The sequence below is a fragment of the Mycobacterium sp. NS-7484 genome (genome assembly GCF_001953975.1).
Lineage (GTDB): Bacteria > Actinomycetota > Actinomycetes > Mycobacteriales > Mycobacteriaceae > Mycobacterium.
The window spans coordinates 1-18495 of sequence record NZ_MBEJ01000122.1 but is presented as its reverse complement, the minus strand read 5'-3'; the positions used below and the strand labels follow the sequence as shown (position 1 = coordinate 18495).

18 protein-coding genes are annotated in these 18495 nt (G+C 68.0%); 5 read left to right on the top strand and 13 right to left on the bottom strand.

The window, feature by feature from the left end:
• Positions 1 to 71: 71 nt before the first annotated feature.
• Positions 72 to 686 (bottom strand): TetR/AcrR family transcriptional regulator, encoded by a 615-nt coding sequence (locus A5733_RS22045; protein ID WP_231965535.1) that lies wholly within the window; start codon positions 684 to 686, stop codon positions 72 to 74.
• A 99-nt stretch (positions 687 to 785) separates the two neighbouring features.
• Between A5733_RS22045 and A5733_RS22040 the strand changes: the two genes are divergently transcribed.
• Positions 786 to 1658 (top strand): alpha/beta fold hydrolase, encoded by an 873-nt coding sequence (locus tag A5733_RS22040; protein ID WP_067764527.1) that lies wholly within the window; start codon positions 786 to 788, stop codon positions 1656 to 1658.
• A 7-nt stretch (positions 1659 to 1665) separates the two neighbouring features.
• Here the strand turns inward: A5733_RS22040 and A5733_RS22035 are convergent, their stop codons facing one another.
• The 4 genes from A5733_RS22035 to A5733_RS22020 all read right to left on the bottom strand — a co-directional run bounded on the left by A5733_RS22035 (position 1666) and on the right by A5733_RS22020 (position 10718).
• Entirely contained in the window at positions 1666 to 4350 is a 2685-nt protein-coding gene (locus A5733_RS22035) for an AAA family ATPase (RefSeq protein WP_083666380.1), read from the bottom strand.
• 40 nt (positions 4351 to 4390) lie between these two features.
• Positions 4391 to 7228, bottom strand: a complete 2838-nt coding sequence (locus A5733_RS22030; protein WP_233152760.1) for an AAA family ATPase — start codon at positions 7226 to 7228, stop codon at positions 4391 to 4393.
• The gene (locus tag A5733_RS22025; protein WP_076241665.1) at positions 7210 to 7842 is read right to left on the bottom strand and encodes a sigma-70 family RNA polymerase sigma factor; all 633 of its coding nucleotides are present in this window, start codon (positions 7840 to 7842) and stop codon (positions 7210 to 7212) included. The genes A5733_RS22030 and A5733_RS22025 overlap by 19 nt, the downstream gene beginning before the upstream one ends.
• A 104-nt stretch (positions 7843 to 7946) precedes the next feature.
• Positions 7947 to 10718: a LuxR family transcriptional regulator gene (locus A5733_RS22020; protein WP_076241664.1), complete on the bottom strand. Its 2772-nt coding sequence runs from the start codon at positions 10716 to 10718 to the stop codon at positions 7947 to 7949.
• Positions 10719 to 10848: 130 nt separating this feature from the next.
• Between A5733_RS22020 and A5733_RS22015 the strand changes: the two genes are divergently transcribed.
• Complete coding sequence (locus A5733_RS22015; RefSeq protein ID WP_076241718.1) at positions 10849 to 12507, top strand: FAD-binding protein; 1659 nt, start codon at positions 10849 to 10851, stop codon at positions 12505 to 12507.
• Here the strand turns inward: A5733_RS22015 and A5733_RS27265 are convergent, their stop codons facing one another.
• Positions 12508 to 12678 carry a hypothetical protein gene (locus A5733_RS27265; protein WP_142254150.1) on the bottom strand — a complete coding sequence of 57 codons (171 nt, stop codon included), beginning with the start codon at positions 12676 to 12678 and terminating at the stop codon, positions 12508 to 12510. It abuts the gene before it with no gap.
• Positions 12679 to 12704: 26 nt separating this feature from the next.
• On the opposite strand from A5733_RS27265, the gene A5733_RS22010 reads away from it, so the two are divergent.
• Positions 12705 to 13400 (top strand): guanylate cyclase, encoded by a 696-nt coding sequence (locus A5733_RS22010; protein WP_076241663.1) that lies wholly within the window; start codon positions 12705 to 12707, stop codon positions 13398 to 13400.
• A gap of 72 nt (positions 13401 to 13472) precedes the next feature.
• Here the strand turns inward: A5733_RS22010 and A5733_RS22005 are convergent, their stop codons facing one another.
• The 6 genes from A5733_RS22005 to A5733_RS21980 form a co-directional block, all read right to left on the bottom strand.
• A complete protein-coding gene (locus A5733_RS22005; protein ID WP_076241662.1) occupies positions 13473 to 13871 on the bottom strand; it encodes a VOC family protein in 399 nt (132 codons plus the stop codon).
• A 99-nt stretch (positions 13872 to 13970) separates the two neighbouring features.
• Complete coding sequence (locus tag A5733_RS22000; protein WP_198938914.1) at positions 13971 to 14366, bottom strand: type II toxin-antitoxin system VapC family toxin; 396 nt, start codon at positions 14364 to 14366, stop codon at positions 13971 to 13973.
• A gap of 4 nt (positions 14367 to 14370) precedes the next feature.
• Entirely contained in the window at positions 14371 to 14649 is a 279-nt protein-coding gene (locus A5733_RS21995) for a type II toxin-antitoxin system Phd/YefM family antitoxin (RefSeq protein WP_198938913.1), read from the bottom strand.
• Between the two features lie 32 nt (positions 14650 to 14681).
• Complete coding sequence (locus tag A5733_RS21990; protein WP_142254149.1) at positions 14682 to 15359, bottom strand: HNH endonuclease; 678 nt, start codon at positions 15357 to 15359, stop codon at positions 14682 to 14684.
• Between the two features lie 29 nt (positions 15360 to 15388).
• Positions 15389 to 15652 (bottom strand): type II toxin-antitoxin system RelE/ParE family toxin, encoded by a 264-nt coding sequence (locus A5733_RS21985; RefSeq protein ID WP_076241659.1) that lies wholly within the window; start codon positions 15650 to 15652, stop codon positions 15389 to 15391.
• Complete coding sequence (locus A5733_RS21980; protein WP_082957529.1) at positions 15649 to 15933, bottom strand: type II toxin-antitoxin system Phd/YefM family antitoxin; 285 nt, start codon at positions 15931 to 15933, stop codon at positions 15649 to 15651. The genes A5733_RS21985 and A5733_RS21980 overlap by 4 nt, the downstream gene beginning before the upstream one ends.
• 77 nt (positions 15934 to 16010) lie before the next feature.
• Here A5733_RS21980 and A5733_RS21975 point away from each other — a divergent pair, with 77 nt between their 5' ends.
• Positions 16011 to 16394, top strand: coding sequence for a VOC family protein (locus tag A5733_RS21975; RefSeq protein ID WP_067764460.1), 384 nt, complete (start codon positions 16011 to 16013; stop codon positions 16392 to 16394).
• Positions 16395 to 16401: 7 nt separating this feature from the next.
• Here the strand turns inward: A5733_RS21975 and ychF are convergent, their stop codons facing one another.
• Positions 16402 to 17484: a redox-regulated ATPase YchF gene (ychF, locus tag A5733_RS21970; protein WP_067764463.1), complete on the bottom strand. Its 1083-nt coding sequence runs from the start codon at positions 17482 to 17484 to the stop codon at positions 16402 to 16404.
• A gap of 84 nt (positions 17485 to 17568) precedes the next feature.
• On the opposite strand from ychF, the gene A5733_RS21965 reads away from it, so the two are divergent.
• A partial coding sequence (locus A5733_RS21965) for a DUF6542 domain-containing protein (RefSeq protein ID WP_142254148.1) occupies positions 17569 to 18495 on the top strand: 927 nt, incomplete at its 3' end.

Below are 18495 nucleotides of genomic sequence, written 5' to 3'. Positions count from 1 at the left end.
CTCGGGGCACTACGTGTCGCGTGGGTTGGCACGCGTGCGCTCCAAAGTACGTGGCATCGGTCACACCGCGATCAGCGGTCCCGGGTGCGCGCACCCACGGCTCGCAGAGCAAAGTCCACCGCCGCTGCGCACGCATCCTCGCGATCGCCGTCGGCAGGCAGACGGGCCAGCTCATGGCTGACCACGGCGCGGATGGCCGCAGCGTCGCGATCCGGCTTGGCCAGTGGAAAGGAGCCATCGTCGCGGCCGCGGCGCAGAAGCCCGGCCAGTGCCCGTTCCCGGTCGAAGCGCCACTGTTCCTGGGCCTCGTCGTACCCCTTGGCCGAGCGGATCTCGTCGGAATCCAGAACTGCGGCGTGATTACGCAACCGCGCATCGTGGATCACCTGGAACGCGACGCTGATCCACTGTGCGAGCTGCTCGACCGGCCGTCCGCCGTCGTCATCGGCGATCCGGTCCAGACGGCAGCCCAACGACCGGCCGCCGCTCTGCTGCATGGCCAAGAACAGCGCATCCTTGGACTCGAAGTGCCGGTAGAACGCCCGGGTGGACAACCCCGCCCGGGCCAAGATCACCGCCAGCGGCACCGCACCGGCATGGGGCTCGGACAGGCACGTGAACGCCGCCTTGATGATTGCCTTGCGCTCATCGGCGTCGCGTGCCACCTCGCCTGGCTCGATTTGCACGATTGTCAATTCTAGGAACGTGCCCGCGCAGCGGGTCGCGGATGGGGCGAAAACCCGTCTGGGTAACGTGACCTCCGGGGCCTGGCGAGAGGAATGTCCGTGAGCACCGGGAAACCAGAGCACAGCCAATTGCGGACCGTCACGTTCCGCGGGGTCGACGACCTGAATCTGGTCGGCGACGAATGGAACCGCGACGCGGCGTCGGCTGCCGACAAGCCGACGGTCCTGTTGTTGCACGGCGGCGGACAGAACCGGTTCTCCTGGAAGAACACCGGACAGATCCTGGCCGACCGCGGGCTCCACGTGATCGCTCTCGACGCACGTGGGCACGGCGACAGCGACCGCTCCCCCAGCGCCAACTACTCGGTCGAGGTGCTGTGCGCCGATGTGCAGCATGTGCTGTACCAGATCGGCCGTCCCGTCGTGTTGATCGGCGCCAGCATGGGCGGCTTGACCGGCATCCTGGCCGCGCACGAGGCAGGTCCGGAACTGGTCACCAAACTGGTGCTGGTCGACGTGGTGCCACGGTTCGAGAAGAGCGGCAGCGCACGTATCCGCGACTTCATGTTCACCAACGTCAACGGCTTCGACTCGTTGGAGGAGGCCGCCGAGGCGGTGGCGGCCTACCTGCCGTACCGCACCAAGCCGCGCAGTCCCGAAGGGCTCAAGAAGAACCTGAGGCTGCGCGACGGGCGTTGGTACTGGCACTGGGATCCGGCGTTTCTGACCAAGCCGGAAGACGATCCCTTCGTCCGGGTCGAGAAGCTGGAACAGGCCGCGATAAACCTGTCGATCCCGATCCTGCTGATCCGCGGGAAACTGTCCGATGTGGTCAGCCCGGAGGGTGTGCAGGACTTCCTGGAGAAGGTGCCCGCCGCCGAGTTCGTCGAGTTGTCCGACGCCGGGCACACCGCCGCCGGTGACGACAACGACGCCTTCACCGGCGTGGTCGTGGAGTTCGTCGGCCGCTGAACTGCCGTCAACCCGCCGACGCCAAGGTTCGAAGCTGTCGGCGCGAGGTCACCCCGAGCTTGGCGAACACGTTACGCAAGTGCCACTCGACGGTGTGGGTGCTGATGAACAACCGCTCGCCGATGACGGCATTGGTGAAGCCTTGCCCGGCCAGGGTCGCGATCTGCAGCTCCTTGGCGGTGAGATGGTCCCCTCCGGCGAGTGTGGGCTGAAGCGGCTTGCCCTCCTTGGCAATCAGTTCACGTTCGGCCCGCCCGGCAAACGCCTGGGCGCCGAAGCGGATAAACATGTCGTGGGCGACGGTGAGATGCTCGTGTGCCGCCGAGCGCCGCCGCCTGCGCCGCAGCCACTCCCCATACCGAAGGTGTGCCCGCGCGTGGTGGATCCGAACCTGGGTACGGCTCAGGTGGTCGATCGCTTCGAGGTGACCGGCCTCGGCATCCTGACCATGGGTGGTCAGTGCCCGAGCACTCGCCAGAGTTCCCCGCGCCCAATCGGTTTGGCTCGTGGCGAGGCGGCGGGTCAGCCGGATGAGCGCATCCTCGGCCGTTGCGGTGTCACCGACACGGGTGGCCGATTCGACGAGCTCGACCAGGTACCAACCGTAGAGCCCGAGGTCGTCATACTCGGCGGCCTGTCGGGCGGCGGTGAACGCCTCCTCGTAACGGCCCAGACCGTTGCACAGCACCGCCGTCGCATACCGGGCCAGCCCCAGGGCGCGTCCTTCCCCACGGTTGAGCGCAGCTTCCGCACCGGTTTTGATGCCCTCCAGGTCGGCCGGATCCCCTCTCCACGCGTCGAGCAGCAGCGACGGGTAACGCCAGGGGGCGTGGTAGCCGGCCGAGGCCGAGCGCGAATGTGCCTCCGACAGCATCATTTCGGCTTCGTCGAGCCGTCCGGTCAGCATGAGCACGACGGCTCGGTGGGACAGCGTTTCGGCGAGCAGGTGCCCGGCGCCGGACTCCCGAGATCGTTGCACCGCAGCCGTGGCAAACCGGTGTGCGAGAGCGTCATCCCACATCTCGTAGGCTGCGGCCTGCTCGAGAACAGGCAGGGCGGCCAGCCGGCCCGATGCCTCGAACTCCGGCACCGCGGCGGGTTCACCGGCGGCGGGAACGACCGACTCGGCGAGGCGGGCCACGGCCGGGACGCTCCCGAGACGGCCGGCAGCCGTCGCTGCGGCGAGTGCTTCCAGACGGGCTTCGACCGCCGCGGCTTCGTCGAGGGTTTCCAACTTTTGTGCGGCATCGTGCAATCGGGCGGCGATAGCGCTCGACGTCGTCGCACCGGAACCGTCATCACGATGTTCGAGGTACGTCATCCGGGCAGACAACCCGGCCGATCGGGCCCGCTGCAGTTCGGTCAGCGGGCCCAGCTGCGCCATGGCGAGCAACTCCTCGGCATCGCCCAGAGCACCGGCATCGAGTTTGGCGCGGGCCGCGGCGAGCGCACAGTCGCCGCGGCGTTCGGGGTGCGAGGTCAGCAGCGCCGCCCGCTGCAGGAAAGCTGCCGCCACCGAGACACCGGACCGGTGGCGGGCGGGGCCAGCGGCGGCTTCCAGTTGCGCGGCCACCTCGTCGTCGGGCCCCGTCACGGCATTGGCGATATGCCACACGCGCCGATCGGGATCGGTCTGCGCGTCGGTGACTTCGGCCAACACCCGATGTATTGCGCGACGCTCCACCGGGTCTGCGGCACGGTAGGCTGCCGACCGCGCGAGGGGATGGCAAAACCGCACCCCGGCCCCGACTTCCACCACACCGGCCGCCACCGCGGGGGCCAAGTCGGCGGCGGTGACCGCCAAGCGGTGCGCGACGCGGATCAGCACTGCGCGGTCTCCGATCGGCTCGGCAGCGGCGGCGAGAAGCAGCTGCCGCGTCGGTTCCGGCAGTGCCCCGATCCGTTCGACGTAGCTCTGCTCGATTCGTGTGGTCACCGAGCGGGGATGTCCGCGGCGCAACGAGCCGCCAAGTTCGGCAGCGGAGTCATCTGCCGGCAGCGTCATCAACGCCAACGGATTACCCCCGGCCTCGGCCAGGATGCGGTCACTCACCCGCGGATCCAGGTGGACACCCAGGGTCGAGTCCAACAGCTCGCGCGCGTGTGCATCGGACAGGGCTCCGACCACCCGTTCCGGCAGGCCGGCCAAAGCGCCCACGTCACGGGTGGCGAACACCAGCCCCACCGGTCCTTCCATTCGTCGCGCCGCGAACGACAACACCTCCAGTGAGGCGAGATCGAGCCACTGCGCATCGTCGATGAGGCACAACAGCGGCCGGTCACGGCCGGCCGCGGTCAGCAGGGCCAGCGCCGCCACCCGCACCCGGTCCGTCGGGGGACTGTCCCCGGTGTCCAGCCCCAGGGCCGTCTCGAGCGCTCGGCGCTGTGGGTCCGGGAGTTCGTCGAGGTAAGGCAGCAGCGGCCGACACAGCTGCTGCAGGCCGGCATACGCCAGGTCCATGTCGAACTCCACGCCGGTGACCTGAGTGGTGCGGAAACTGCTGTCACACTGGCGGGCCCGCCCGAGCAGGTAGCCCAGCAGTGCCGTCTTGCCGACACCGGCCCCTCCGCGCAACACCAGCACTCGGCTTTCGGTCGACAGAGCCGACATCAGACCATCCAGCAGCCGGCATTCGTCGTCGCGACCGATCAGAACCTGGGCGTCGAGGTCGTGAAAAGTTTTCCGCCGCATATGAATATAGACCGCTCGGATAGCCGAAATGTGACAGAACCTAGGCCGAGGGATCGGCGGCCAGCCTCCCCGCGATATCCCGTCGGGAGCGGATGCCCAACTTGCTGAACACCTTTCGCATGTGCCATTCCACGGTGTGGGCGCTGATGTACATCGCAGCGCCGATCTGCGCGTTGGTCAGCCCGTCGGCAGCCAGCGCAGCGATCTGCCGCTCCTGGTCGGTGAGCGCCGCGCCGGCCGGCCTCGATCGAGCGGTCGACGGCTCGTGCGCCGGCCCACCCGCTGCCGCAAGTTGGCGAGCGGCCCGCTCGGCGAAGCCGCGCGCACCGATGCCTCCCAGCAGTTCGTGTGCGCGGCCCAGTGTCTGCCGGGCATCCTCGTGACGCTGCTCACGGCTCAACCACTCTCCGTACACCAAATATGCTCGCGCTGTGAGCATTCCCACGCCTGAGAGCGCGAGTAACTCGATCGCTTCCCGATGGTGTTCTTCCGCGGCTGCGCCGTCGGCGACCAACGCGCGAACGTATGCGGCGGTGCCACGCGCCCAGTGGGTTTGACTGACCGCAGCCATGCCTTCGATATGCCGCACCGCGTCTTCGGCTTCCGACGACCGACCGAGTCGCGCTGCGGCCTCGATGAATTCGACCATCGACCACGTCGACAGACCGAGCTCCCGCGGGTACGCCGACCCGCGACGCGCGGCTGCGAGCGCCTCCTCGTACCGGCCGAGTCCGTTGTAGAGCACCGCGGCCGACCATTCCGTCGCCGTCAGCGTCTTACCCTCCCCGTGCAACATCGGATCACCGGTGATCGAGTCGATCGCCTGCCGCGTTCGCATCTCGTCGCCGCGCCAGGGCTCGACCACCACCGCGCCGTAATGCGCGAAGAAACTGCTGCCGATCACCTCGCCTAAGGTAGCCGCCTGGCTGACCAACGCGTCGGATGCGGCGAGGTCGCCGGCGTAGACCCGATTCGACAACCGCAGCAGCAGCGCCGACGGCAGCACCGCGAGCGCACCGGCCTCGATCGCCAGTTCCACCAGGGTTGCCGACAGTGCCGACCAGGCATCGAATTCCCAAGTGTTGTGTGCCAATCGGCATGCCAACGGCAGCCAACCCAGTCCTTCCTGGGCTCCGATGGGGGTCGTCAGGTAGGCGGTCAGGGCGCGCTGAACCAGCGACGCACCGGCCGCGTAACCGTCGACCGTTATCCGGGACACCCCCTCGAGCAGCTGGTCCGCCCGCGTCGGATTCGCCGGGCGGGGCATCGTCAGGACGGCCGCCGCAACCTGCTCGACACCGGTGTCCTCCGACAAGCGGCCGGCGGTGAGCGCGGCGTAGATGGCATCGCGATAGGTCTCGGTGGCCAGTGCAGCATCAAGTGGCTCAAGCTGTTTGGCGGCGCTCAGCAGTAACGGCAGCCCCGCGCTCGCGCTGCGGGACGAGAACAGGCTGCGTCCGCGGATCAATTCCGCGAGTGCTCGCTGCTGCTCGTCCAGCGGCTGGGCGGCACCGACGTCGAGCAAATCGAGAGCGTCGCCGAACTCCCCTGCCTCGCTCTTGGCCTGGGCCGCGGCCAAGGCACGGGTGCCGCGACGGAGCGGGTCTGGGGTCAGTTGGACGGCCCGGTCGAGAAAGGCTGCGGCCGCGGCCGCACCACCGCGCGCCCGGGCCCGGTCAGCCGCCCACTCCAGACCGGCGGCCACCTCCTCGTCGGGAACCTCTGCGGCAGTGGCCAAATGCCACACCCGGCGATCCGGGTCATGGTCTGGATCGGTCGCCTCGGCCAGCGCCCGGTGCACCTGCTGCCGCTGCTGGAGTGTCGCCGACCGGTAGGCCGCCGACCGCACCAGCGGATGACGGAACCGGACCATGGTGCCCACGGTGAGCAGATCGGCCTCCTCGGTTTCCAGGCCGGCAGCGGCCATATCGATGCCGAGCCCCGCTGCGGCGCGCCGCAGCAGTGCCACATCGCCCACCGGATCGGCCGCCGCGAGCAGGATCAGACGTTGGGCATCGAGCGACAGGGAGCCGAGACGACGCCGGAAGCCGGTCTCGATCCGGTGGGCCGGCGGCTCACCGGGCGAGCGTCCGGGCCCGGCGACCGGAGGGGTCTGCCCCACCTCGCGGGGAAGTTCGAGCAGCGCAAGCGGATTGCCTCGGGCCTCGGCCAGGATGCGGTGCAGGACACGGTCGTCGATCCGGCCAGGCGTTCCCGCGGCCAGCAGGGCGCGAGCGTCGTGCTCACCCAGACCCTCCACCTGCAGTCGGGGTAGCTCCTTCAGCGCGTCGACGCGGACCGGTTCACGTACGGCAAACACCAGCGCCACGCGCTCGGCCAGGAGCCGACGGGCGACGAAAGACAGTGTGTGGGCCGACATCTGGTCCAGCCACTGGGCATCGTCGATCAGGCAGACCACGGGCTTGCGCGCGGCTGCGTCGGCCAGCAGGCTCAAGACGGCCAATCCGACCAAGAAGCGATCGGGAGGAGCGCCGCCCCCGAACCCGAAGGCCGCCTGTAGCGCCGCCCGCTGCGGATCCGGCAGCCGGTCGAGATGATCGGTGAACGGCGCGCAGAGTTGGTGCAGCGCACCGAAAGCCAGTTCGGCCTCCGCCTCGACACCCGTGATGCGTGCCACCCGGCAGCCCGGGGCGTGCTCGGCCACGTGGTCCAACAGCGCGGTCTTGCCGATCCCCGCCTCACCACGTAACACCACCGATGCGCTGCGACCATTCACCGCCCCCGCGACGAGGTCGTCGAGCGTCGCACATTCCCGATGCCGGCCGAGCAGCCGGCCGGTGCCCCTGCGCTCCATGTTCTCGACGCGCAGCGTGTCGACCGACCAGGTCGACCAGCTGGTCACGCCGCTCGTGAGCACGCGAAATCCTCGACCAGCACCCGCTCCAACTCCCGCAGTTCGCCGGTGTGGGCCGCCGCCAGAAACGCCTTGACCAGGCGGCGGTGCGTCCCCACCGGAACCGGTGTCACGCGCCGGCCCACATCCAACCGGGTCTGGGCGCGACGAACCAGCTGGCGGGCATTGGCGACGCTGAGCGTCAGCAGCGCGGCAACGTCGGCATAGGGGTAGCCGAATCCCTTGCGCAGCAGATAGGCGGCCAGCTCCCCCGGCGACAACCTGGCCATGAGCAAGGCGAGCACATCCTCGATCAGCGCCGTCCGCTCGGCGCTGCGGGCGGACGCGTCCTCGCCGGACTCGGTGAGCTGTCCCAACGGTGACGCGGTCGGGGCCTCATGACGGTGCCGCGCGGACTGGATCACGTTGATGGCCAGATTGGTCGTGGTGGTGATCAGGAACGCGGCCGGGTTCTCGACCCGGGCCCGGTCGGTGCGCTGCCAGCGCAACCAGGCCTCCTGGACCAGATCTTCGGCCCCGCACACCTCGCCGGTGACCCGGTAGGCGATCCCGAACAACCGCGGCCGGTGACTCAGGAAGATGTCGAGGGCCACGTCGAGGTCGGCGGATGGCGGCATGGTTCCACTTTCGGTCCCACGTGCCCGCCGTCGCGCCACGGAGGTCCGTGGTCGAGTCCGTGGCGCCCACCCCACGGACTGCCACGGAGCACCACGTATCGGCCCTAGCCGGCTGCCCCGAGCGCACCGGGCAGCTCACGTCGGGAGCTGACGCCGAGCTTCGTGTACACCTTGCGAAGGTGCCACTCCACGGTGTGCGGGCTGAGGAACAGCTCCGCACCGATCTTCGGATTGGTCATCCCGGCGGCGGCCAACGCGGCGATCTGCGCCTCCTGTGGAGTCAGGCTGGTCGCCGGCCCGGTTTCGCGGGTGCGCACATGTTCACCTGTGGCCAGTAGTTCGCGTCGGGCCCGCTCGGCGAACGCCGTGGCCCCCATGCCGTCGAACATCTCGTGGGCGGTCCTGAGTTGCTCGCGCGCCACTGCCCGCTGCCGGTTGCGGCGCAGCCACTCTCCGTACAGCAGATGGGTGCGTGCCACCTCCACGACCACGCGGTCGCCGGCGATCTCCTCGATGGCCGTGCGGTACAGCGCATCTGCCTCGTCGCCGTCGGCGAGCAGGGCCCGGCTGCGCGCGCTGACGCCGCGGGCCCACCCGGAATCGGCGGCGTGGGTCAGTTCGACGAGACGGGCCAGTGAGGTGCGGGCCGCGTCGAGCTCACCGCACCGGACGGCGGCCTCGACATGCTCGACCAACGACAGCCCGGTGAAGTTGTAACCGTCGTGCTCGATGCCCGTCCGGGCCGCCGCGAGCGCCTCGTCGTAGCGGGCCAGGCCGTTGTACAGCACTCCCTGGACGTAGCCGGTGACGCCCAACAGCGAGACCTCGCCGTGCTGCGCGGCACGTGCCTTGGCCTCGGCGATCGGGCCGGCAGCGGCGGCCTCGTCGCCCCGCCACGCGGCCAACACCAGCGAGGCGTACGCGTGTGGGGTCTGTCCGGTCGCGGCGGAGATCGCGTCGGCCTCCTCGATCATGCGGGCGGCCGTGGCGAAATCGCCGTGGTGGATGTAGACGCCGCCGAGGTAGATCAGGGCCGGGGGCAACACCCCGAGTGCGCCGATGTCGCGGGCGAGCCGTACTGCACGGGTTGCGAAGGCATCCCACGCGGGCAGATCCCAGCCGTAGTGGATGAACGATTCCAGCGCGACCGGCACGAGCAGCAGCCATCGCATGGTCGCTTCGCGGCTGCGTAGTTCCTCTTGCGCGAACGGTTCGAAGGCTCGGCGCAGGACCGGCACCCCGGCGTCATGTCCGTCGGCCAGCAGCGTGGCCACACCGTCGAGCAGCAGATCGGCGGCAGGCGAGTTCGACGGCGGAGCACCCGATGCGCAGGCGGCGACCGCCGCGGCCCTGGCGCCGGCCGGCCCGTGGACCCGGCCGGCGAACACGGTGGCGCTGATCGCCTCCAGGTAGGTCTCGCGGGCCAGTGGTGACTCGGCGGCCGTGAATTGTTCGGCGGCGTCGAGCAGTAACGGGGCTGCCTCGTCACTTCGGCTGCGGCCGAACAGGATTCGGGCGCGCAGTCGGGCCAGCCGGGCCTGGTCCAATGGGTCGAGCGGGCACAGGCTGGCCATGGTGGCCAACTCGGTGGCGCGATCGGGTGCGGCGGCCGAGAAATGCGCCTCGGCGGCCGCAAGTGCCCGGCGGCCGCGCTGCCAGACGTCCGGGGTCAGTTCGGTGGCACGTTCCAGCAGAACCGCCTCGGCCGCCATTCCGCCGCGCTGCCGCGCGCGGCCGGCAGCGCGGTCCAACCCCGCCGCGACCTCCTCGTCGGGCCCGTCGGCCGCCTCTGCGGCGTGCCAGGCGCAGCGGTCGGGATTCAGGACCGGGTCGGTGACCGCTGCCAGAGCCCGGTGCACCGCCCGACGCTCATCAGGATCGGCCTGGCGGTACACCGCCGAGCGGACCAGCGGATGGCGGAACCGCACGGACTCACCGAATTCGATCAGGCCAGCCGCCTTGGCCGGTGCCGCATCGGGGACGATGTCCATCGCCTCGGCCGCACGCAGCAGCAACCGGGCCTCCCCGACCGGGTCGGCGGCCGCGATCAACAGCAGTGTTCGGGTCGGTGCCGGCAGCATCTGGATCCGGTCGGCGAAGTCCTGTTCGACGCGGCTCGACACCGATTCGCGGTTCGTCGCCTCATCCGCCTCGACGCCGTAGGCGAGCTCGGCCGCACTGCGTCCGCGGTAGAGCTCCAGAAGTGCGAGCGGATTTCCGGATGTCTCGGCCACCAGCCGGTCGCGTACCCGTTCTTCCAGCCGGCCGTCCACCGCGGCCTCCAACAGCTCGCCGCCCGCCGTCGGGTCGAGCCCACCGAGCCGCAGCTCGGGCAGATCCTTGAGCACGGCATGCCCTTCGGGGTCACGCACCGCGAACACCATCGCGACGGCCTCGGCCAACAGCCGGCGTGCCACGAACTCCAGCGTCAGCACCGACACCTGGTCCAGCCACTGCGCGTCGTCGACGATGACCAGCACCGGACGCGTCTCCGAGGCCCGGGTGAGCAGGGTCAACACCGCCAGGCCGACCAGGAAGCGATCCGGCGGATCACCGGCGGCCAAACCGAACGCGACCCGCAGCGCGTCGCGCTGGGGCACGGGCAGCGCATCGATCGCGGAGAGAAACGGTGCGCACAGTTGATGCAGCCCGGCGTAGGCGAGCTCCATGTCGGCCTCGATGCCGCGGGCCGTGGTGACGGTGATGCCCGAGGCATGGGCCGCCACAAACTCCAGCAACACCGATTTGCCGATGCCCGCCTCACCTCGGATCACCGAGACCGCGGATTCGCCGCGGCGCAGGCCGTTGAGCAGCTCCGTCAGCCGGGCGCACTCACGTTGCCTGCCAACCAGGTTGGGCAACGGGCTGGCACTCATGCGGGCGACTCCTGGCGGGGCTGGCCGGCACGGATGTGCGCGACTGGCGAGAAATCTACCGGGATTGTCACAAACCGTGACGCCACCCGGTCGGTACTTATAACCACCGGTCTGTCACGAGGAGATGTCCATGTCGCTCCGCGAACACCAGCTCGCCACGTCTGTCCTCGTGATCGGCGTCGGCGCGGCCGGGTTGCGCGCGGCCATCGAGCTCGCCGAGTCGGGTATCGCGGTCACGGCTGTGGGCAAGCACACACCGGACGACGACCACACCGGGCGGTCCCTCAGCGGCATCAACGCCGCGCTGGGCACGGCAGGCGCGTGGGAGCAGCATGCGGCCGACACTCTTCGCGAGGCCCGGTTGTTGGCCGATCCGCGCACCGTGCAACAGGTCGCCCAGGGTGCCGCTCAAGGCATCCACGACTTGGAGCGATTCGGTCTGCGCGCGGAACGAGACGATGCCGGCGGGGCGCGCTCTTACCGGCGTCGGGCCGACGCCGGTGAGGTGCAACGCGTCCTGCGTGAATACGCGCTGCGGCTCGGGATTCCGATGCTCTCGACGGTCTACATCACCCGGATTCTGGTGAACGACGGAGCCGTGTTCGGTGCATACGGTTTCGATCTGGTCGACGGATCCCGCTATCTCGTCCACGCCGACGCGGTGATCCTGGCCACCGGCGGGCACTCCCGGATCTGGCGGCGGACATCGGCCCGCCGCGACGAGAACACCGGTGACTCGTTCCGGCTCGCCGCCGAGGCGGGCGCCCGGTTGCGAGATGCCGAGCTGGTGCAGTTCCGGCCATTCGGGTTGCTCACCCCCGAGCCCGCGGCAGGCACGCTGATCAGCGATTCGGTATGCGAGGAGGGCGCCTATCTGCTCAACACCTCCGGTGAGCGGTTCATGGCCCGCTACGCCCCGGAGCAGATGGAGCGGGCCGGCGCCGGCCGGGTGGCGATGGCGGCCTATACCGAGATCAAGGCGGGGCGCGGCACCCGCAGCGGAGGGGTTTGGCTCGACCTGTCGCATCTGCCCGCCGAGCAGGTCGTGACGCGGCTACCGCGCATCTACCAGGCGCTGCTGGAGCTGCAGGGGCACGACATCACCCGCGACCCCGTCGAGGTGGCCCCGACGGCGCATCACTCCTTGGGCGGGGTCGCGGTCCGGCCCCAGGACCACCGCACCGAGGTCGACGGGCTCTACGCCGCCGGCGAGGCCGTCACCGGACTGCACGGGGCCGGCCCGCTGGACGGAAACTCCTTGAGCGCGGTGTTGGTCTACGGCCGACTGACCGGCCAAGCCGCAGGCCAGTATTCGGCGCGGCTGGGTGCCCAACGTCGCTCACCGGCGGCCGTCCGTGCCGCCCAGACCCAGATCGACCGGTTGCTGGCCGCCGATGGCAGCGAGAACATCCGAGGATTGCAACGTTCGGTGCGCAACCTGATGACCGAACATGCCGGCGTGGTGCGCGACGAAGCCGGGCTGCGGGCCGGGCTGGGTGCGCTCGACGAGATCGAGTTCCGGATGGCCGACGTGGCTGTACACACCGACATCAGCGGGTTCGCAGACCTCGCGCACGCCTTCGACCTGCAGTCGGCCGTGCTGTCGGCGCGAGCCACGCTCGAGTGTGCGCTGGAACGACGTGAAACGCGCGGCTGCCACATACGTTCGGACTTCCCCGATCTCGACCCGGCACTGCAGGTAAACCTGGTGTGGTCACCGCTCGAGGGGGTGCGCCGCGAGCCCATCGCTCCGATCCCCACCGACATCGCGGAGTTGATGCACGGCTAGCTACGGGTTCGCGTCAGCCTGTTCTGCCTCGGCCAGCCGCTGGTGCAGACGCTCCCGGATGTCCTGCGGGGTATAGGCGTTTCGGCGACGCTGATCACGCGCCACCATGACACCACCGGCGACGACGCCGGCGACACCGGCCAGCCCGACCCACTTCCAGATGCTGCGCATGCCTTGAGTCTGCCTAAGCTGCGCATGTGAAAGCGAACACCGTGTCGTTGAGCAAGGCGCTGGAGGAGACCCGCACCGGTGACATCTGGCTGTTTCGCGGCGGGTCCGGGCCCGACCGGGCGATCCAGACCCTGACCAACAGCCCGGTCAACCACGTCGGTATGACCGTGGCCATCGACGACCTTCCGCCGCTGATCTGGCATGCCGAGCTCGGCGACAAACTGCTCGACATGTGGACCGGCACCTTCCATCGAGGCGTGCAGTTGCACGATGCCCGCCAGGCCGTCGAACGCTGGGCCCACAGTTACGGGCAACGCTGCTGGTTACGTCAGCTCACCCCGTTCGCCACCCGCGAGCAGGAGGACAAGCTGCTCAAGGTGATCGCCCGGATGAACGGCACGGCCTTTCCCACCACGGCCCGGCTCACCGGCCGCTGGCTGCGCGGCCGGGTCCCCGTCGTCAGCGATTTCACCCGCGGAATCCCATTCGTGCACAACAAGGTTCGTGAGTCGGCCGAACGCAGGAAGGCACGCGATCGCCAGGTCGGGCTGGAAACCGCCTACTGCGCCGAGACCGTTGCCATCACCTACGAGGAGATGGGCCTGCTCACCACTGAGAAGCACTACAACTGGTTCGATCCCGGCTCGTTCTGGAGCGGGGATCGGTTGCCATTGACCGCCGGATATGCGCTGGGCGACGAGATCTCGGTGATCGTCGACTGAGATTTCTGATTGTCACCGAACGTGCACTCAGATCGCGTTGCGGGATGCACATTCGGCACGTCAATCACGTTCTCACAACCCGAACTTGGCCCGAGCCTCGTCGGTGACGGGCGTGAACAAGTTGACCAGGTTTCCATCGGGGTCGCGAAACAGCAGCGCGCGATTACCCCAGGGCATCGTCGTCGGTTCCGTCACCACCTCGCCGACCGACTCCCGGAGCCGCTCGTATTCGGCATCCACGTCGTCGACGATGAACTCGATGATGGCGCTGCGGTTGGCCGCCGGCTCGGCGGACCCGGCACCGAACAGCGGTACGGTCTTGTCACTGCCGATGGCCAAAGTGCCGACCGGCGTGGGAATCTCGGCGAACAGTTCATTGCCCCAGACGGCGTCGGCGCCGGTGACCGTCTCGTAGAACGTGACGAGCCGCTTGACGTCGGCGGTGATGATGCGGGTGGAAACGAATTTCATGCGCGGCACCCTAGTCGTGGGCACCGACAACAGGCTCCGAGCCGAGATTCAGCCGGTGAACACGAGGCTCCAGTTCGGCGCTGTTGATGGGCCAGAGAGTCAATCCGAACCCACGGGGTCGGTCGTCGCAAGACCGAGATGTTCTGCGACTACCTTCATCGTGGCGTCATGGCTTGCCACTGTGACCGGCTCGCCGATCAGGAGCGCGGTCGCAAGATGCAACGCGTCGAGCGTCCTGATGTGCCGCTCAATGGATTCGGCGATGACGTGCGTCTCCCTGGTGATGTCGAACATCCCGACGCGATCCAGTAAAGGAGCCCCATCCGTCAGCGGCCTCTTGTCACGCCGCAGCACGCGAACGACCTCGGTGCGCAGCAGCCGCGACGAGACGAAATCGGTTCCGGGGCTCTGCATCCATTCCTGCAGCCGGACACGCTCGGGAACATCAAGGATCGTGCGCAGCGCGATCGAGGAATCGAGATAGACGATGCCCACGGGGTCAGTGGTCGCCCTTGATCTCATCCAGAACGGCGTCGACATCAGCGGACTCGTAAGCAGGGCCTCCCGGCCGATCCGGCCAAGGAGCCGGCGCCGGCGCCGGCGGCGTGTAACGCCCCTGGCGTTCTGCCCGCGCCAACGGCGCGTCCTGGCTGCGGTAGGCGCTGACACGCCAGCGCGGCTCACCGCGCTCGGTCACGATGACCTCGCCGGTGTCGGTGACCTGGTCGAGCACGGCCGAAGTGCGCTGGTTGAGGTCACGCTTCGTGACGGTGTCCACGGGACTGATTGTAGTACGTATGTCTGACATGACTAGGAAACCGGCTGAACGTTGAACCGGAACTCCACCGGTTGGTCATCCCCTTCTATCGCCGCCTTGGTGGCGGTAAGCCATGTTCGGATGTAGCGACGGTGGGACTCAGCTGCCTCCGCCAACACGGTCGGGTTTGCCGCCAGATAGTCGACGAGCCACCCCGACAACCCGTCCCACTCCTCCACAGCGCCAGCCGGATACAGCTTCCAACCGAGGTGCTCCACCGTCCACTGGTCCTTAGCCTGATTGCTCAGCATCGACGCTGTGACCCAGTTCGACTGGTCGTCGCTCCCACCGCGGCTGACGGGCACGAAATGATCGACCGTCGGGAACAACTCCCAGAAAGCGGGGTGCGTCTCTGAGACCTTCCAGTTCGGATGTGTCGGGAAGTCGACCCCTAGCACGACATGGAGGAGTCGGAGAACGCCGGGGTTAACGAGTCGGTTGCCCGTGTAGCGGTCGATGAAGCCATCTCTCATGAACAGCTTCATCGACTGACGTTCTGAGTACCGGCGGGCGATCTTCTCTACCGGCTTAAACGGATACCGCGACCGAATGGTCGCCTTAGCAGAACGCGAGTCGCCCGCAGCAAGAGCAGCGCATACCTCAAACAGCACGCCAGCCTTTGAGTCCACCCGTATACCTCCCGACTGCTTGCCCGCGGCTTTGCCGATCACACGTTGAAGCGGAACTCCACCCAATTGCGTCACCGATAAACATCACGACGATGCCGTACGTCGATTACCCGTACAACCACAACATCCTCATGAATCTCGTAAACAACGCGGAAGTCGCCGCGCCGTGCTGACCAGCGGCCGGCCAACTCGTCACGCAGGCGCTTGCCGACCCGATGAGGGTGCTCGGCGAGCGGACCGCAGATGAACTCCCAGCAAGCCGCCGCGACAACCTCGGGGAGTTCCTCGGACAGACTTCGCCGAGCGCGTCGAGTCAGTTCGACTCGGTAGGTCATGAAGTGATGACGCCCTTCGCGCGGAGTTCGGACTCCACCTCTTCCAGCGGGTAGACCCGGCCAGCGGCGATATCGGCGTCAGCCTCGCGGATTGCCTCCATCGCTTCCCGATCGCCCAGAATCTCGAGCGTCTCCATGAGAGAGTCGTAATCGTCGGCGCTCATGAGCACGGCGGCGCGGCGCCCATTCTTGGTGACCTCCACCCGCTGATGAGTGCGCATCGCCTCGTCCACCAACTTGGAGAGGTTCGCGCGTACATCGGCGATTGGCAACGTAGTCATGTACATAATTCTAGCGCGATCGTAGAACTCAAGCAGTTGCGATTGATGGATCATGGAACCAAAGCAACGGGGGTGACATGACAAACCACTGGTCGGCGGTGACGATCGATTGTCTAGATCCGGTCCGGATGTCGACGTTCTGGGGACAGTTGCTCGCCATCGAACCGTCGCATGAGCACGGTGACGATCCAGGTTGGGCGACCCTCGGATCTCGATCAGGTCCGACACCTCGACTCACGTTCCAGCGAGTGCCCGAGACGAAGTCGACGAAGGTTCGCATCCACCTCGACGTCGAAGTCGATGACATCGAAGCCGGACAGCAGCAAGTCGAGAACCTCGGCGGGCAATGGTCAGGCACTCGCCACGACTACGACGAGGGTGTCGTTCTCGTCATGCTGGATCCCGAGAACCACGAGTTCTGCCTCGTCCAGTATTTCGAAAGACCAACCGCCAAAGGTTGAATCGGAATTAGACGTTGAACCGGAACTCCACGACATCCCCGTCGGCCATCACGTAGTCCTTGCCTTCCATCCGGACCTTGCCCGCCGCCTTGGCCGCGGCCATCGACCCCGCCTCGACGAGATCGTCGAAGGACACGATCTCGGCCTTGATGAAGCCCTTTTCGAAGTCGGTGTGGATCACGCCGGCCGCCTTGGGTGCGGTGTCGCCCTGGTGGATGGTCCAGGCCCGCGCTTCCTTGGGCCCGGCGGTCAGATACGTCTGCAGCTTCAAGGTGTGGAAGCCGGCGCGGGCCAGCGCGTCCAGACCACGCTCGGTCTGCCCGATCGACTCCAGCAGCTCGGTGGCCGACTCGTCGTCGAGCTCGATCAGCTCCGATTCGATCTTGGCGTCGAGGAACACCGCGTCGGCCGGGGCCACCAGCTCCCGCAACTCCGCCTGCTTGGCCGGGTCGGTCAAGATCGATTCGTCGGCGTTGAACACATACAGGAACGGCTTGGTGGTCATCAGATTCAGCTCGCGCAGGATCGACCAGTCCTGAGCCGCAGAGGCCGCAGAGAACAGAGTCTTTCCGCCATCGAGTACCGCCTGGGCCGCAACCGCCGCCTCCAGCACCGGCTTGCGGTCCTTGTTGTTGCGGGCTTCCTTCTCCAGCCGCGGCACCGCCTTCTCCAGCGTCTGCATGTCCGCGAGGATCAGCTCGGTCTCGATCACCTCGATGTCCGAGCGCGGGTCCACCCGGCCGTCCACGTGGACCACGTCGTCATCGGCGAACGCCCGGACCACCTGACAGATGGCATCGCACTCGCGGATGTTGGCCAGAAACTTGTTACCGAGACCGGCGCCCTCGGACGCGCCTTTGACGATGCCGGCAATGTCGACGAACGTCACCGGCGCCGGCACGATCTTCTCCGAGCCGAAGATCTCGGCGAGCTTGTCGAGCCGGGGATCGGGCAGCGGCACCACGCCCTCGTTGGGCTCGATGGTCGCAAACGGGTAGTTGGCCGCCAACACGTCGTTACGTGTCAGGGCATTGAACAGAGTCGACTTTCCGACGTTCGGCAAACCGACGATTCCCAGGTTCAGGCTCACAGGGAACACAGTCTAGGCCGGTGTGACAGGCACGCCAGCGCGAGCTGGCAGCACGCGGCCAGACATAGCCGGTACGGTCTACGTGTGTCAGGACAGCGCGCACAGTCGGCCGTGCCGGCTGATCATCGCTCTGTACACCCGCGTTTCGCCGGTGTGCCGTGGTGGGGTGCTGTCTTGTTGGCCGTCACGGCTACTGCGATCGGCTTTGCTTTCGACGCCGGTTCCGGTGCCCGGGAACTCAGCGCGGTGTTCGCGGTGTGTTACTCGCTCGGTTGCCTTTTGGCTGTTCTGGCGGTTCAACAGGCCGGCCTGTTCACCGCGGTGATCCAGCCTCCGCTGATCCTTTTCGTCGCTGTCCCGGGGTCCTATTTTCTGTTCCACGGGGGCCAGCTCGACGGCGTGAAAGACCTGGCGATCAACTGCGGATACCCACTGATCGAACGCTTTCCGCTGATGCTGTTCCTTTCGGCGGCGGTGCTGCTGATCGGCCTAGGCCGGTGGTACGTCGGCCTGACAGCGCGCCGCGGGACCGACGCGGTCGAGCCGACCGACGCGACGCACACCGCCAAAGCAGCCGGAACGGCCAAAGCCACGCCCGTCGCAGCAATTGTGGCTTCTGTCACAGAGAAACTTTCCGGGCTGGTGCTCCGCAAACCCGCGACGGCGTCGACTCGTCGGGCCAGGGCGACCGATCAGGACCCGCCCACCGATGCCCCGCCGCGGCGGCGTCCGTCGGAACGGCCCCCACGGCGGCGTCCGGCCGGCGCCGGCGTCGCATCCGAAGCCGGGGCAGCCGCCGGGCGCCCCCGGGGCGAACGCAGGCCCACCAAGCGCACCGCGCCGCCGCGACCCCGTCCCAGCCGCGCCGGTGACACCGACCCCGGCAGCGAGTTCGACGGGGCGATCCCCGAGCGCCCGCGACGCCCCAGGCCTCCGCGTCCGGCCGCGCCCGGGGTCGGCGAGCCGCGCCGGCGGGCACGGACCGAGCCGCGGGAGCTGCGCCCGCCGCGG